The organism is Rhizobium sp. P2_G9, assembly GCF_056403475.1.
The window spans coordinates 86,139-100,700 of sequence record NZ_JBFUFK010000029.1 but is presented as its reverse complement, the minus strand read 5'-3'; the positions used below and the strand labels follow the sequence as shown (position 1 = coordinate 100,700).

Annotated in this window: 12 protein-coding genes and 2 pseudogenes; 4 read left to right on the top strand and 10 right to left on the bottom strand. The window is 57.6% G+C overall.

The features are described 5' to 3' along the window. The first annotated feature begins 260 nt into the window (after positions 1 to 260). Positions 261 to 539, top strand: coding sequence for a hypothetical protein (locus AC1DYF_RS23250; protein ID WP_477879140.1), 279 nt, complete (start codon positions 261 to 263; stop codon positions 537 to 539). A gap of 9 nt (positions 540 to 548) precedes the next feature. Here AC1DYF_RS23250 and AC1DYF_RS23245 read toward each other — a convergent pair. Beyond that, positions 549 to 729 (bottom strand): annotated as a pseudogene (locus tag AC1DYF_RS23245) (IS3 family transposase); the annotation flags it as partial. Positions 730 to 881: 152 nt separating this feature from the next. On the opposite strand from AC1DYF_RS23245, the gene AC1DYF_RS23240 reads away from it, so the two are divergent. The 3 genes and pseudogenes from AC1DYF_RS23240 to AC1DYF_RS23230 all read left to right on the top strand — a co-directional run bounded on the left by AC1DYF_RS23240 (position 882) and on the right by AC1DYF_RS23230 (position 2,237). Continuing rightward, positions 882 to 1,643, top strand: a complete 762-nt coding sequence (locus tag AC1DYF_RS23240) for a gamma-glutamylcyclotransferase (RefSeq protein WP_477879139.1) — start codon at positions 882 to 884, stop codon at positions 1,641 to 1,643. A 34-nt stretch (positions 1,644 to 1,677) separates the two neighbouring features. Further along, positions 1,678 to 1,830, top strand: a pseudogene (locus AC1DYF_RS23235) (IS6 family transposase); the annotation flags it as partial. A gap of 233 nt (positions 1,831 to 2,063) precedes the next feature. Continuing rightward, the gene (locus AC1DYF_RS23230; RefSeq protein WP_477879138.1) at positions 2,064 to 2,237 is read left to right on the top strand and encodes a hypothetical protein; all 174 of its coding nucleotides are present in this window, start codon (positions 2,064 to 2,066) and stop codon (positions 2,235 to 2,237) included. Positions 2,238 to 2,429: 192 nt separating this feature from the next. Here AC1DYF_RS23230 and AC1DYF_RS23225 read toward each other — a convergent pair whose 3' ends face one another. The 9 genes from AC1DYF_RS23225 to AC1DYF_RS23185 form a co-directional block, all read right to left on the bottom strand. Further along, complete coding sequence (locus AC1DYF_RS23225; RefSeq protein WP_477879137.1) at positions 2,430 to 2,792, bottom strand: hypothetical protein; 363 nt, start codon at positions 2,790 to 2,792, stop codon at positions 2,430 to 2,432. Between the two features lie 213 nt (positions 2,793 to 3,005). Next, the gene (locus AC1DYF_RS23220) at positions 3,006 to 3,989 is read right to left on the bottom strand and encodes a DUF5906 domain-containing protein (protein ID WP_477879136.1); all 984 of its coding nucleotides are present in this window, start codon (positions 3,987 to 3,989) and stop codon (positions 3,006 to 3,008) included. Between the two features lie 186 nt (positions 3,990 to 4,175). Beyond that, positions 4,176 to 4,481, bottom strand: a complete 306-nt coding sequence (locus AC1DYF_RS23215) for a hypothetical protein (RefSeq protein ID WP_477879143.1) — start codon at positions 4,479 to 4,481, stop codon at positions 4,176 to 4,178. Continuing rightward, on the bottom strand, positions 4,481 to 6,046 hold the full coding sequence (gene tnpC, locus AC1DYF_RS23210) for an IS66 family transposase (protein WP_477879142.1): 1,566 nt from the start codon (positions 6,044 to 6,046) through the stop codon (positions 4,481 to 4,483). The genes AC1DYF_RS23215 and tnpC overlap by 1 nt, the downstream gene beginning before the upstream one ends. Positions 6,047 to 6,118: 72 nt before the next feature. Then, positions 6,119 to 6,466 (bottom strand): IS66 family insertion sequence element accessory protein TnpB, encoded by a 348-nt coding sequence (gene tnpB, locus AC1DYF_RS23205; RefSeq protein ID WP_477879135.1) that lies wholly within the window; start codon positions 6,464 to 6,466, stop codon positions 6,119 to 6,121. After that, entirely contained in the window at positions 6,463 to 6,849 is a 387-nt protein-coding gene (gene tnpA, locus AC1DYF_RS23200) for an IS66-like element accessory protein TnpA (protein ID WP_477879134.1), read from the bottom strand. Before tnpA ends, tnpB begins: the two co-directional genes overlap by 4 nt. 85 nt (positions 6,850 to 6,934) lie before the next feature. After that, positions 6,935 to 9,172 carry a DEAD/DEAH box helicase gene (locus tag AC1DYF_RS23195; protein WP_477879133.1) on the bottom strand — a complete coding sequence of 746 codons (2,238 nt, stop codon included), beginning with the start codon at positions 9,170 to 9,172 and terminating at the stop codon, positions 6,935 to 6,937. Continuing rightward, positions 9,172 to 10,113 (bottom strand): HamA C-terminal domain-containing protein, encoded by a 942-nt coding sequence (locus AC1DYF_RS23190; protein WP_477879132.1) that lies wholly within the window; start codon positions 10,111 to 10,113, stop codon positions 9,172 to 9,174. The genes AC1DYF_RS23195 and AC1DYF_RS23190 overlap by 1 nt, the downstream gene beginning before the upstream one ends. Positions 10,114 to 10,626: 513 nt before the next feature. Next, positions 10,627 to 14,022 (bottom strand): TM0106 family RecB-like putative nuclease, encoded by a 3,396-nt coding sequence (locus AC1DYF_RS23185; RefSeq protein WP_477879131.1) that lies wholly within the window; start codon positions 14,020 to 14,022, stop codon positions 10,627 to 10,629. Between the last annotated feature and the right edge of the window lie 540 nt (positions 14,023 to 14,562).

Here is a 14,562-nt window from a genome sequence, read left to right as displayed (position 1 = left end):
CCGCAAGTGTACCTCGCTTCAAATCGATGGTGGCCTCACCGACCCTGAAAACCTCTTCAGCCGTCATGGCATCTTTCGCCGCTCGCGAGATCGGCGCGATGATAGGAGATTGATGACGGAGTGTCATGCCGAAAACATAGCCGGATCGAGGCAAGCGTTTCAGAAAAATTTCAGAATAAAGTCACGGGCATCGCAGGACTTCGCCACCCGCACTCGTCAAACTCCGCGCATCGAAACACTTCAATTAATGGAGGATGCAGATGACCGGCATGACTTCGACAATCCAGTTTCGCATGTCTTTCCGCGCAATCGCATCCTTCCTATGGAGCCATTTTCTTCAAGGCCTGAAAGGAATGCGTGTGCCTGGCAACACCGAAGTCGTCGGCAACTTCACAGAGGACCAGCGCGACGACCTTGTCTATGAGAAACTTCCGCTTGCACCGGTGTCGAAGTTCGATGATTTCGAGCTAGATCTCTGGATGGCGAAACAATCGTCTGAAGCGCTTCACTACCACCTCGTCAGGGGGTGTAAACTATGACGGTTCGTTGCCGCTATCGAGCTCGGCCTTATTCACCCACCCATCTGGCGAATGTGCCGAGCAGCGGATCCTGGCGGCGATCGAAGACACCGTTGCCCTCCGGGAAGGATGCTCGCTTCATGCGCCGTCGTCATATGCACGGCACGGGCGTGAACTACAGGAAGAATTTGTTCATCGTCTTGATGGTCATAGACTCTGCCGATTTAGGTCAAGCTGATCTTACAAACTTTCGATTGCGGACGGCAAGGCGGCGATCCTCGCTGCGCCCAAATCAGCGAAGCTTCGGAATTTCGTCAGGACTATGCGCAGGTTGATCTAATTTGCCTCGCGAAGGAGAAATACATGTCACGCTTCCGTCAAATCATGCTCACCGCGGAACTGGTCGCTAAAACGTTGAGAAAGGAAAATGATCCCGGCCCGAATGTCGGAGCGGTACCTCTCACCGACGACGAGTTTCTTGCCGAAGCGGAGCGCCTCGACCGCGAAGCCGGCGACGAGCTCTGGATATTTGCCTACGGGTCCTTGATTTGGAAGCCCGTCTTCACGCCCGCCGAGTCAAGAATTGCCGTAGCGCACGGCTTGCATCGCTCGTTTTGCATGCCGCTCACGCGATGGCGCGGTAGCCCGTCTCAACCCGGCTTGATGATGGCGTTGCAGCGTGGGGGCAAATGCAAAGGCGTGGCCATACGTCTCAAAAACGAGGACAGAGTCGAGGGGTTGAGGAAAATGCTCGTGCGCGAAGTCGATAACAGGGAGAGTCTGGACTTTGTCCGATGGATCCCATGCATGATCGAGCGGCATCGGGTCACTGCGCTTTCCTTCTGGGTGGCGCCGAGAGGAGGCTATGTTGCCCCTAAGCAATCTTTGGAAGGCGTATCCGAGATCCTAACGTTGGCGTGCGGTCATCTCGGTTCCGGAGCGGAGTATCTGTTCAACACCGTTGTCCACCTCGATCAACTGGGTATCCGCGATCGCAATCTCTGGAGACTTCAAGAGCTTGTGGCGGCCCGGCTTGCTCGTCAGCCGTTGGATCTGTCGTTCCACGGCTCCTCATGGATGTCGACGACCGGGTCGAGATGCGCGCTGTCGGCTACCCCAGGATAGAGATGTTGCCCTAAGACACCGAAGCGTTTCAAACAAGCGCTTCGTCTCCATCCATGATCCTGTCGCCAACCTGTTCCACATTTCGCGCCATGATCTCCCCTCCAGCCATCATCGCGAGTTGCGTTCAGAGGCAATGAACCTTTGGGCAAGGATCTCTCGGGCGTTGATGGCCACGCGCAACTGCTAAGCAGGCAGGCGGGGCGGCTAGCTCGACGTCGGCAGGGGCGCGGTGCCAAGCCAGTTCACGCCGCAGACGACAAACGAGATGTGCGGTTTAAGCGGCCAAAGTTCGCAAAACCGCACCGCACGTCGACATTCGATAACGACCGATAAGATTGCATTATCGGCGCTAGCGCAAATGCCTAGTCATTATCTGACACCCCGTGGGAAATGGCAATGCCCTAGAGGGACAGGCAGAAATTGGACGAATACAAATCACGATCTGGCTTTGGATTGCGCGTGACAGCGCGCCACAACGGTGGTACACAAAATTCAAGCGGCGCAAAATTCGTCGTTGAAAAGATTGGCGAATTTGAATTCGTGGACAGTCCCACCCTCTCCGCCATCACCCGTTGTAAAGACTACATTTTTTAGTTTCGATGTTGAATTGGCCCTGTCTCTGGCCCAGTGTGGCCACTGACGCTATTTTGATGGGGTCGCCGGACACATCACCAATATAGCGCGGGTTTGGTCGACCGCAAGATTCTGTCCCGACAAACTCTGATGAGCGAAGGATTTCCATCAGCCGGCTGCACCGTGTTGAGAAAAGAATTTTCGAGTACAATTTCACACGCTCTTGCCGTAGAATTCATCCACGCCTGAGATCATCCATTCGGTAGCCTCTTTTGTGAGCCCTCCATGGACGTCCAGGTTCCGGGCCAGGAGCCAGTCCCGGCAGAACTCCCACGGCTCCTTCGCCCCGCGCGAGAGCCAAGACATGACCTTGTCGGGTCGGTAGAAGATCTTGTTACCTTTGCCTTCGTAGAGGCCCTCATAGGGAGGGCCGTAGCCGCGGACCCGCCAGTTGGCGAGGCTTTGAAGAGAGACGTTCAGCAGTGGTGCCAATGTGCGGCTGGAGATTGGTCGCCATGGCGGTCCAAGTTGCGAAAGTTCAGAAATTGAAAGTTCGGCATTTAGCTTTTCTAACATTTCGATTATTTATGAACCCTCTCAACGAAGTTCCACTCTGTAACGCTGTTTCACTGTTACAGCTCTGTAAATTCAAAACTGCTAAAAAAATTGTGGATGCCTTTTAGGCCGAGAGTACGATGAAAAGTGGGACTCAAATTCGGTTCAGGTAGATGTAACGCTGCTTCAGCGTAACGTGGGAATGGAGGGGCAATGCCCCTCCTATTCGATCTGCTAGAGTTGTGGTCGTAGGTCCGTAAGATAGGACCTGATTGCCGATGGGTTCGCTTCTCTCCAACGGTCGACGTTGTTCATCGCCCAAAGACGTACCGATTTTCCGTCGCCCATCCTGACGGGCTTCAGGGGTTTCCCCCCAAGTTCCCGAAGAGCATTGGTGATCTCAGGCACCGTCGGATCGCGCCGCATCTGCATACGCAAAGCCTTGCGAACCTCGTTTACATTGACGAGATCCGACCAAAATGCATGATGGTCATCGGACATTAATGCCTCGATTTCCTGCTCAACCTGAGGCCGCGACATTGAGATGATGTTGGCCTTCGTCTCGGTCATTGGTGGCGGAGCATTCTCATTGAAGCCCGAAAGATCTCGCAGCAGCAATGAGTTGAGAAAACCCGAAGCCTCGTCTCTAACTGCCCGAGCCAACTCGTTGTAGTACTCGTCGCTGGGGCGAACCATCGGCGATTCATAAATGAAGAACCTACGATCGCCCTTCCCAAGGCGAACCGGCATGGCATAGTTCGAGGTCGCAAAAAAGAAATTCGGCGTCTTGGCTGTGTAGAAGCGAACACCCTTATCTTCGACTCGAATGTGTCGTTGCGTAATCCACGACTTCAGGCGATTATAGACTTCGCCCTTCTCGAACGTGTTCAATTCTTCGATCGACGCAAATTCGACATTCGCTAGACCGGCCTGAAAGCGATTGCTGAGTTGTTCGCTTTCAACCTTGCACACGTTAGATTCGCCAAAGAGGCTCTCGATAAGCCCGAGCATCATGCTCTTGCCTGTTCCCTGATGCCCAACCAGCACAAAAGCGTGCATGATCTTCTGTCCCCGGTTCTTAAACAGAAAGGAGAGACAATTGAGAAAGTGCTCACGAGCGTAGTCGTGCGGAAACAGAAGTTGCAGATGGCGGTCCAACACCGGATGGTCTCCCGGAATCGGTACGATACCAGAGGGACGCCATGTATTCAGCGCCACGAGCCCCCTGTCATCCTCAACAATGAGGTCTTCGCTTCCAGGGAAATAGCCAATTGCGTCGACCTTCCGCGTGATGCCACTCCGAGAGAGAAGCGTATGCGGAGAAGCCTCGCCTGAGAGATGCGAATACGTGTCTTTGAAAGTGAGCGTCCGGTGAATGCATTTTTTGCGTCTACGCGGTGCGGTTTAGGACTTGCGGCTTAGCTCATCTGCCATGACGCGCTCGATCATCTCGGGATCGCATTGTTCATCGACGAGGAACTGTCGGATTCCACCATCCCACGTCCTTATGTCGGCGAGGAGCTCTTGAAGGTCGTCAATTCCATTTTCGGTCAGGCCTTTTGTGCCATCTTCACTGCCATCGCGGACATATACCAATTCGCCCTCGGCGATATTGTCCGAGTTGGCGGTGACTTCCTCGAGTAGTTCAAGGTTCTCGCCGATCATGCCGGCGACTTCTTTAAGCGTATAGATGAACCTCGAGCGTGCCATCACGCAGCCTCGTATCGGTTTTTCGCCAGCACCCACTGCCACGGCAGCAATTCCTGAAGCCGATCCTTGGGATGGCTCTGGATCCGGGTCAGGATGTCTGTGAGATAGCCCTCCGGATTGTGGCCATGGAGTTTGGCAGTCTCGATGATGGTCAGGATGTTGGCGATGCGCTCACCGCCCTTGTCTGACCCGGCGAAGAGCCAATTTTTTCTTCCGATTCCAAGCGGACGCATGGCTCGTTCAGCTATGTTGTTATCGATTTCGACACGGCCATCGTCGATGTAAACGCTCAACGCTGCCCATCGCGAGAGGGCATATCGCATCGCTTCAGCCAGCTTCTGCTTCTGCGGCAGCGTCGAAAGCGTCGTTTCAATCCAGGCCTTGAGGTCCGTCAGAATGGGTCTGGCGTGTTGCTGGCGCAGTGTACGCCGCTGGTCAGCCGACATGCCGCGGATACGATCCTCGATATCGTAGAGCGCACCGATGCGAGACAGCGCCTCCTCGGCGATCGGTGATGGCTTCAGCTTGATCACATCATGGAACTTGCGGCGCACGTGCGCCATGCAGGCGGCCTCAACGATCTGGTTGCCGTAAAGCTTCTTATAGCCACCGTAGCCATCGGCATGCATCACGCCGCTGAAGTCAGCGAGGTGGTCGGCCGGATGCGCACCCTTGCGGTCGGGGCTATAATAGTAAGCTGTGGCCCTGGGGGTTGGATCTTGATAGCCACTGCCATCGAAGACATAGACCCAGACCCGCCCGGTTTTCGTTTTTCCGCGTCCAGGGTCGAGAACATCGACCGGGGTATCGTCAGTATGTATTCGGTCGACCGCGGCGATATGGGCTCTGATCAGCAAGATGAGAGGAGCCAGCAGAACTGATACGCGGCCGACCCAGTCGGCCATGACAGAGCGGGAGATGTCTACTCCCAGGCGGTCGTACATCTCGGATAGACGGTAGAGCGGAATGTGATCGTCGAATTTGGCGACCATGATATGGGCCAGCAACCCCGGTCCAGGCTTGCCGCGCTCAATCGGCAGAGTCGGCATTTCGCCTGCCACCGTCGTATCGCAGCCCCTGCAGATCATGCGCTTTTCGACGTGGCGGACAATCTTGACGGACGCCGGCACGTGCTCCATCACCTGGACCACCCTGTCGGCGGCCTTCAGGAACGATGTGCCACCACACGTCGGACAATTGCAGGGTGCCGCATAGACCAGCTCCTCGGTTGGAAGACCATCGGGCAACGGTTTGCGCTTCGGCTTGTCCGGCGCGTCGTCCAACTCCGGCAAAGGAGCTTTCCCGGAGCGAAGCTCGGCCTCGGCACGGGAGGCTTCGATCTCCTCCAGCATCAGTTCGAATTGCTCGATCTTCCGGTCGATCTTTTCCGAGGAAGCGCCATGCTGCCGATGGCGGAGCAACTCCAACTGCGCGCGCAGAAGCCCGATAATGGAGTCGCGTTTGCTGACTTCGGCTTCTTGGCTCTCGAGTTTCGCCGCCTGTTCCGCGACGAGCGCGCGCAAAACAGATAGCTCGTCCTGACTGTCCAGCGGCGTTGTTTCCATACCCGCATACATAGCCGATTTGTGCCGGAAGTGCCAGCATTATGCCCCGGATGTCCTTGCAAAATATAGCTTTTAACCCATTCGTCCGGGAGCCGAAGTCCACGCAGGTCGGCGCCAGTCGATCCCCTCAACAAGCATCGACAACTGAGCTTGCGTCAGATGCGCAACCCCATCTTTCGCCGCCGGCCAAGGAAAGTATCCGCGTTCCAAAATCTTGTAAAATAGGCAAAACCCTTGGCCATCCCACCATAAAAGTTTGATCCGATCAGCGCGTTTTCCGCGGAAGCCGAAGATTGCGCCGGACCCCGGCTCCTCCTTGATAGCCGTCTCGACAAGCGCCGACAGTCCATCAATGCCACGCCGCATGTCGGTCACTCCGCAGGCCAGATAAACCCGCACATTTCCCGAAGGCCCGATCATGTTGCCTCCACACAAGCGACAAGCGACGATAGCACTTCGAGATCCATGTCCGCTGCAATTCTCAGTAAGCGGCCATTCCTCAGGACGATTTCAACGTCTTTGCATCTCGACCGAGCACCGCTCCTCTTGGAACCGTCACTCACGCTCTCCGACCCGCCGATAAGCGACACCGGGATGAACGATGCGGTCTGTGGAGGTTTCAATTCGGGTGGCGAGAACTTCTTTCGCCAGCCGTAGATTTGTTGCGGAAGAACGTCGTGCCGGCGCGCTACATCCGAAACGCTGCCATCCGCGCTGAACGCTTCTTGCAAGATCGAAAGCTTCAGTTCCGTGGACCATCGACGTTGTCGCTCGCCACCCGTCAGGATCTCAACCTTGGCCATTCATACCCCGTTACGTCACAAATGAATCATCTGTGCCGTAACTTGCGCCATTTCCCCGCCGGACCAAAATCCGCTCACCGGACGCTCACCTTCTGATGACGCCGGCTGTGTCGACTTTACCGTCGCGCCGTTGAAGATACTCGACTCGCTTGCGAATGATCGTCGGCAAAGAGAAGCCCTTGAGCCACTGCAAGACCGTCAGCGCGTGGAGGGGGATCAGCGTTTTCGGCAGAAAGACGGTGAGGACATTATCGTTGATCCTTTCCATCATGTCCGAAAAGCGATCGTATGCGTCATCGCTTTCCGATGGCGCTGGCAGCAGATCTTCAGGCAGGCCTGCGTAAGCCCGAAAGTATGCCAGCAAACTCTGCAACCCGATCAGGCTTACACCCGGGTTTCGAGCGCCAATCTCTGACCCGAGGTCCAGACCATCTGTTGCCTTCGCGAGTGCTTGTTCGAGACGCTGCAAATTGGCGGTAGGCTGTCGTTTGGCCCACGGCGCTCCCGTTAATGAACGATCGCGAACATATGCCGTCGTAAGATAGGCGCTCACCTGCTCGAAGGCACGGACCTGACCGGGGTCGAGGTCCACACCCGATTGTCGCCGCTCGATATATGCGGCCAGATCTTCAAGTTTCGAAAGAGCGGTATCCGTCTCGCGCCGGATCGGATACCGGGTCCGATGTGGAACGCCGTTGGGCCACGCCTTTTCGTCGGAAGCGTCTATGCAGATGATGTTGCCCTGGAATTCGTTGCCCCATCTTCCAGCCCTGCCGGCAAGGTTCCAGAAATCCTGCGGTTCCATCGGCGTCTTCTTACCTTTGCGGGGACCGCGAACTACAATGGTCCTGCAGGACAGATTGACACCCTCTATAAGTGTGGACGTACAGACGAGGAATTTGAGCTTTCCTGTCTTGAACAGCCGCTCAACTTCCAGCCGGATAAGCGAAGGCATGTTTCCGTAGTGGAAAGCGACGCCGGCTTCCACCAACGGTGCCAACCTGTAGCTTTTGTGCACGCACTTTTGCGCCAGATCCGCAAGATCGGCTAGCTCCTGGTCGACCACTTTCGCTTTCGGCAGCAACTGACTGATGAGGTCAGCGACATCTTCGGCCTCGGCCGCCCCGTTGGTGTAGACGAGCGTACCGCCTCGCTCACCGATCGCCGCTGCGATGAACGCAAGCCTTTTCGCCAGCGTGCCGGGCTTGCTTGCGAGCGTCAGCGTCCCGAGAGGCAGGTATTCTTCATTGTGCCGAAACTTCAACGCCCACTTCGTTGGCTTCGCAGGCACTTGGTGAGCGACCACGATGTTTTGCAAGACGGTCGCCACGTCGCTGTCGATGGGAATAGTCAGTGTCGCGTCCGGCGCGTCGTCAAGCAGCACCTCGGGGTTCTGCGTCGCAGGGCTTACAAATGTCACGCGCATGCTCGGGCTTGATCGGAGCAGGCGCTCAATTGCGTCTTGCAGAATGACGCCGCGCTGCGGATCGCCGATCTTGTGAGCCTCGTCGACGACAACGAGATCGATGTCGACGCGCTCGTGCAGCAGGTTCGCCAAGAGATGCAATCGCTCCTGTGTGAATACGAAGACGCATCGCTTGCCGGATTTTTCCGCCGCAGCATATTTCTGCGCGGAGGGTAGTGATGAAATCTCTATATCGAGCCCAGACTGGGCGGCAACCTCTGCCAGAGACGACTCGATTTCCGAGACGAGGGCGCGCGTCGGTGCGAGGTAGACCGCCCGCCGGATCTTATCGGTCGCTATACAATCGACAAGCCACTTTAGGACAAGGAAAGTCTTGCCAGAGGCAGTGGGTGCGGAAGCAGACAGCCAAGCCCGCTCGTGACCAGCCGCGCGCCAGAACTCAAGCTGAAACTCGTTCACTGGCAAGCGTTCCCCCGTCGCCTCCAAGAGGATCGAGTTTTCGAGCTGCTTGCGTTGGTCTTCAATTCGGAGCGCAACTCCGAGCCTTGTTTCCAGATCCGGCTTTAGCCGACCGCGCTGCTCCGCCAAAACCACCGAACGGCGGTTCGCCAGCTTGTCGAACAGCACCGCGGCAGCGTCGCGAACTGGGTCTGAAGTCGGTAGCAGCATTGCTCCTGTCGCAATGCGCAGACTTGCCTCGCGGTGCACACGTTTTTTTGAACGTGCAAGGATGCTCGCCGCGAATAGCAATCGTTGCCAATCAAACGTGACATCGGCCAGCGCTGCCTCCTGCAACACATTGTCGAGCTCCAGAAGTGTAGTGATGAGGCCAAGCTGCTGTAACTCGCTACGCAACGATGTCTCGTAAAGCCAATCTTGAAGTTCCGTTTCAGACATTAGCGGCCCATGGCCTCAAGGAACGCTTCTCTGAACTTGTCAACGGAAGGGAGAGGCAGGCACAGGAAATGAATATCGAAATGCTGAAGCTTCTCCTCAGTCAGCCGTCGTCCCACCGACGTCGACCAGCCTTCAAGGCCTTCCTTGGCGGCCTTCACCATGTCATCAAGCACGCCGTGTCCATTGTCATCAGGATAGAAGCTCGCATCGAAGCCAACAAGCGCCACCCCGCAATACTCGACCCTGTTCGACAGTGGCGAACTCGTGTCGAAGAAACGACGGAAGGCTGCAGACAATTCCGGATCGCCGAGGTCTGCCTTGTCACTTAAAAGCACCAGGTCGCGCTCTCTGGATGCACCCACGTGGTCTTCCTCGATCAGGAATGGTGCCAGTGAACTGAGGCAGTCGCGGATTGCGTCAGTGGGATCCTTGTAGACTTTGGATTCACCCCAGAAGAGCTTCAATTTCCCGTCGTCGGAAACCGATGCATAGACGCCATCGGCCCCATGATAGTGCATTCGGCTGTCGGTCTTGAGGTCCATCTTGCAGAGAACATGAGGGATGCCCAAAAAGCGCTCTGCCAGGAGGAATAGAAGCATTTCGCCTCCCTCGCCAGTCTTGGCCAAGTCGGTGAACACGGCTCTTGCTTTCTCGTGCAGCGCTGCAACGGCGGATGTGGAACGGAACTTTGCATCCCGCTGCCTTGCTTCCTCGATGCGCGTCCGGGGAATTGCATAGTCAGCCGCGGCATGGCGCATAAACTCGGCAAGCCTCTTGACCTTTACCTTGCCGTTTCCATCGGTCGTCAAACAATGGCAATACACCGTGACCTTGTGGCCATCGATCACGATGTCGCGCTCGACCAGGTGTAAATGCACCCCCAACTCATCCGGATCGCCCGACAAAATCGCGTCGAGCTCTGCACCGGTGATTTCTGCCATGTCCCCGCATTCCTAGAGAATCGATTGCAATTATATTGCGAATCAAAACGTAGAGCTGCAAGCGGAGTGCGTCTTAGACCACGCTTATTTTTGTGCTCACTATCCCTTTACGGCGATGCCGATCCTGCCGAACATCGATCTGGGGGCAAGGGTTCTGCCGAGAGCCGGGCTCAGTGTCATTCCGACCATGGGGCACCCCTCGATTTCGGCTGCTTTTAGGTGGTCAAACGAATGTTATTGACGGCCGAATCGAAGGCGCAAAGCGGGCGGCTGCAGGCAAATCGCCGTCGTTGGCGATGGGGCTCTTTGGTGGGGATTTTTGATCTCTTTGCCGAACTTCTAGAGCTTCCAACGATGTAGCCCGCCCGAGGTCGTCAGCCGGCAGCCGATGCAGGCATGGCGACCAAGATCGTAGGGCGCGAGAGGCGGTGGACAAGAACGGCAAGTTGAACGTGCGGAAGCCGCCGTGACTTTTTCGCTGCGAAGTGTTCTTGCGCGATCTATTTGCCCCGCTCAGACCACGCTTGCTCGCTCCAGATACCGGCAAAAGGCGTTCGCAAGCTGCATCTGCCGCGGCGTCCTGCACTGAGCTTCGAAGACGGAGGGCGAGGCGACCAGCACGCAGATGCATTTGGCGCGCGACGTGGCCACGTTCAGCCGGTTGAGGCTGTAGAGAAACTCCATCCCGCGCGGCGCTTCGGCACAGCTTGAGGTGGTCATCGAGTAGATGACGATCGGCGCTTCCTGCCCCTGGAATTTGTCGACCGTGCCGATGCGACCGCCGGGGATACGGTCCTGCAATTCGAAGACTTGAGCATTGTAAGGCGCGATGATGAGGATTTCGTTGCGCGTCACAGGCGCTTCGACCCCGTGCTTGTCGATCCAAGTCGTCCCGGTACCAAGGATCTCATTCACGAGATCGCGGATACGGTCTGCCTCCTCAGGCGACGAACTCTGATTGCTTTCCGTCAGCACAGGGACGTAACGCAGGCCCGCACCACTGATAGGGCCGTCCGACCTTACGTGCTGGACTTCCAGACCCGGCCGCGGGTGAAGACGGCCGCCGTAGAACACCTCGGAGGTATAGGCGCAGATATTCGGGTGGAGCCGCCACGTCTCAGCGAGGAATAGCCCGCGGTCATCGGCGATGGTCTGATCACCGCCTAGGATGTGATGAAGCGATGAGACGTCGGTGCCTTCGGGATGGCTGCCCTGCATTGGCTGGTCGAGTTGTTGCGGATCACCGAGCAGCACGATGGTGGATGCCGCCTGCGAGACGGCCAGCACATTCGCAAGCGCCATCTGCGCCGCTTCGTCGATAAAGAGGACATCGACGGCTTCGGCGGCGTCGGGCGATGCCCAGAGCCACGCAGTCCCGCCACCGACGTGGACGCCGTGGCCGATGGCACCGAGCAGTTCAGGCGCATTTGTCGTGAAACGCAGGCGGTGAACGTCGTCTTCTTTGTCCGAAGGTTTCTGCATGCACTGGACGTCGATACCCATCTCGTCAGCTGCCGTCACAATGGCATTCAGAAGATTGCGGATGACCTTGTGGCTGTTGGCGGTCACGCCGACGGTCTTTCCGGCCTGAACGAGGGAGCAGATCATGCGGGCGCCGGTGTGAGTCTTGCCAGCACCAGGCGGCCCTTGAATGGGAAAGACACCCGGTTGCAGGAAGGGTGCGATGCGCAGCGCGGCATCGAGCGCGGGTTCGCCGTCCTGCTGGATCGGCTGGCCGCTGATCCGCGGCGGCATGCGCATGAGAAGGTCGCGAGCGGCCCTGTATGGGCCATCGCCCTCTATGCCGTTCGCGGCGACATATTCGCCGATACGAACAAGTGCCTTCGCAAGCACATCGGCATCGATCACCTTGTGCGCGAACACGGCCTCGCTGTGGAGATCGGCTGTATCACCTCGCTTTTTGATATCGACCCAGCGTTCGTCGAGCGACATGTTCTCGACCTTGCCGAAATGGGCACCGCCCATATTCCGCAGGCTTTCGCCGCCGCGCAGTTCGGTCTCCTGCGGAGGAAAGCTGTAGCGGTGGATGGGCGCCTTGGCGGTGCCGCCGGTCACGCGGATGAATGAAAGGCCGGACAGGCCCGCCCGCTCTTCGAGCAGATCCTCGGCCGCGAGGTCCGATAGCCGGAAATACTCCCACCAGAGCGCCTTCTGCTCCCGCCGGTGCCAGTCGAGCGAATGGGCAAGCAGCCAGCGGGCATGCTGTTCCGGCGTCCGGTCCGCAGGATCTGGCGGGACTTCATCGGTCAACTGCGCGATCAGCGCATTGATCTCTTCCTGCCATTCGCTGAGCTTCTCACTCGGCGCACCCTCCGGTGCCTCCGGTCGCGGCACGTCCGTGCCGGCTGCCACCAAATCATCGCGCCGGGTCTCGAGCCAGTCGCGCAGCCGCCAAGTCGAAACGCAGTCGTCGTGGTTATAGCCGGCGACCACCGCCCGGTCGGCGTTATCGATGAATTCGAGATCACCAAGCTCCAGGCATGCCTGCACTTTGGCGAGCGCCATGTTTGCGTCGGACAGCTTCGTGTCACGCGTAAAGCCGTACAGGGGTTCGAGTTTCTTAATCGAGTAGCTCTCGACGCTCGCCCGCAGAGCGTTCCGGACAACGCCGTACAGATCGACAAAGCGCTTTGAGCGCAGCAGGAAATCGATCTCCTCCTCCCGGCGAGCGTAGCGGCCCATCAGTCGCTTTAGCGCCGCCGGCTCGTAGGGCGCGAAGTGGTAGATATGCAGATCGGGGTAGTGTTCGAGACGCGCCATGACGAAGTCGATGAAGCGCTCGAAATTCGCATTCTCCTCTTCGCGGGAGAAGGCCCAGTCGCAGATGTAACTGGCGGTGCCGTCTGCATCAGCGAAGCTGTAGCCGAACAGATATTCGAGCCCGCCTTCGCCCGCGAAGGGATCGCCTTCGAGATCGAAAAAGACATCCCCGGAGGACGGCGTCGGCAGGCTCGTAAGTCCGAACCCTGGCACCACCGGCAGCAATTCGTGGAGCATCGCGCCTGCAGCGCGGCCTTCGACTTGGATGCGCGCCTGTTCGCGAATACGCTCATAGGAATAAGCCGCACCGCGGGTAGGCTTCCAGGCTAGCGGCAACGGCATGGCCGCAACGTTGGCCGCAGTCTCGATGCCCTGGCGCTTGAGTTCGTGGATCTGAACTTTGCTGATTCCAGCGACGAGCGAGAGATGATCGTCGGCCCGCCGCCGCCGATCGCAGCGATCTTGCCAGCGGCAGATGTCGCAATACGTTTTCGGGTCTGGATAGATCTCCGGGGCGCCTTGCTCGTCTATCGCGCGGGCAAGCCCGTCCCGCACCCGCCTATAATAGGCCGCATAGTCATCCATGCGGAAACTCTGCGGTTCATAGTCCGACCAGGGAGCGACCACATAGGAATGCTCCGGCATCAGACCCTGCACCGAGGCCACAAGTTCGGCATAAAGGCAGAGTTGCAGCACGGTACCGCCCTTGGTCTCACGGGCGAGCTTGGTGTCGATCACTTCATAAGACCATGCGCCTATGTCGCTTGGCGTATCGATGCGGCGAAGGATATCGGTGCGGCCGACCCAGCCGTTAAGGCGAAACGCGCCCTGAACGATGATGGGGTGGCTTTCGATCATCGCCGTACGCGTTTGCGCGACGGCGTCGTCGTCAACCCCCACGCCGTCGATAACGGTGACGTCGCATCCCTGCGCCTTCAGGTGCTCGACATAGCCCTGTTCGTGGCGAGCGCCGCGCTCCCAGAGGATCTGCAACAGCGGGTCCCACACGGCGGGTTTGGGAAGTGTGCCGCGCGCGACTTCGATGTCTAGGCCGGTCAGATGGCGGCAGTTCAGGTGCCCGACCAGGTCGGACGCGCTGAGCAGGAGTGAGTCGTCGCGAAGCTGCATCAAATAGTTTTAACTCAAAAACTCTACACGCGCTATGGCTTGTTCCGGAGCGCAAGACATCTTTCGAGGTTCTGAAAACTGACAAGCAGTAATGGGTGCTGCCTATCAGCTGCCGCCTGCCTCCGATTCAAGAACTGGCTAGGGAGATAGCCGGTCATGGGAACGGCCACCGTTATGGATGACCGGAATGGCGGCGCAGAGCTGCGCTCAAACGCTTCCATGGCCGAAGCGCCGCTATCGCGACATTCCCGAGTGAAGGGCTTCGTATGGCGCAAAGTATCGCGCGATTACCCGTCAAGCCATCTCCAATGGGCGGAGCCGATGTCCTAAGTTCCCCCAGTGAGTTGAGCGTCAGACGGCTCGGACGATGTCAAGATTGCAAACGCTAGGCATTTTCCCCGTCATGACACTGTGTAAATGGCGGTTAAAGCGCTACATACCAGACGACCCGGGATGAAAATCTGCCTATCTCTGTCAACTTCTTCACATTCGATCTGAAGCTCTCCCTGTCCGCAATCCTGCGGCTCTTACAGGGAACTT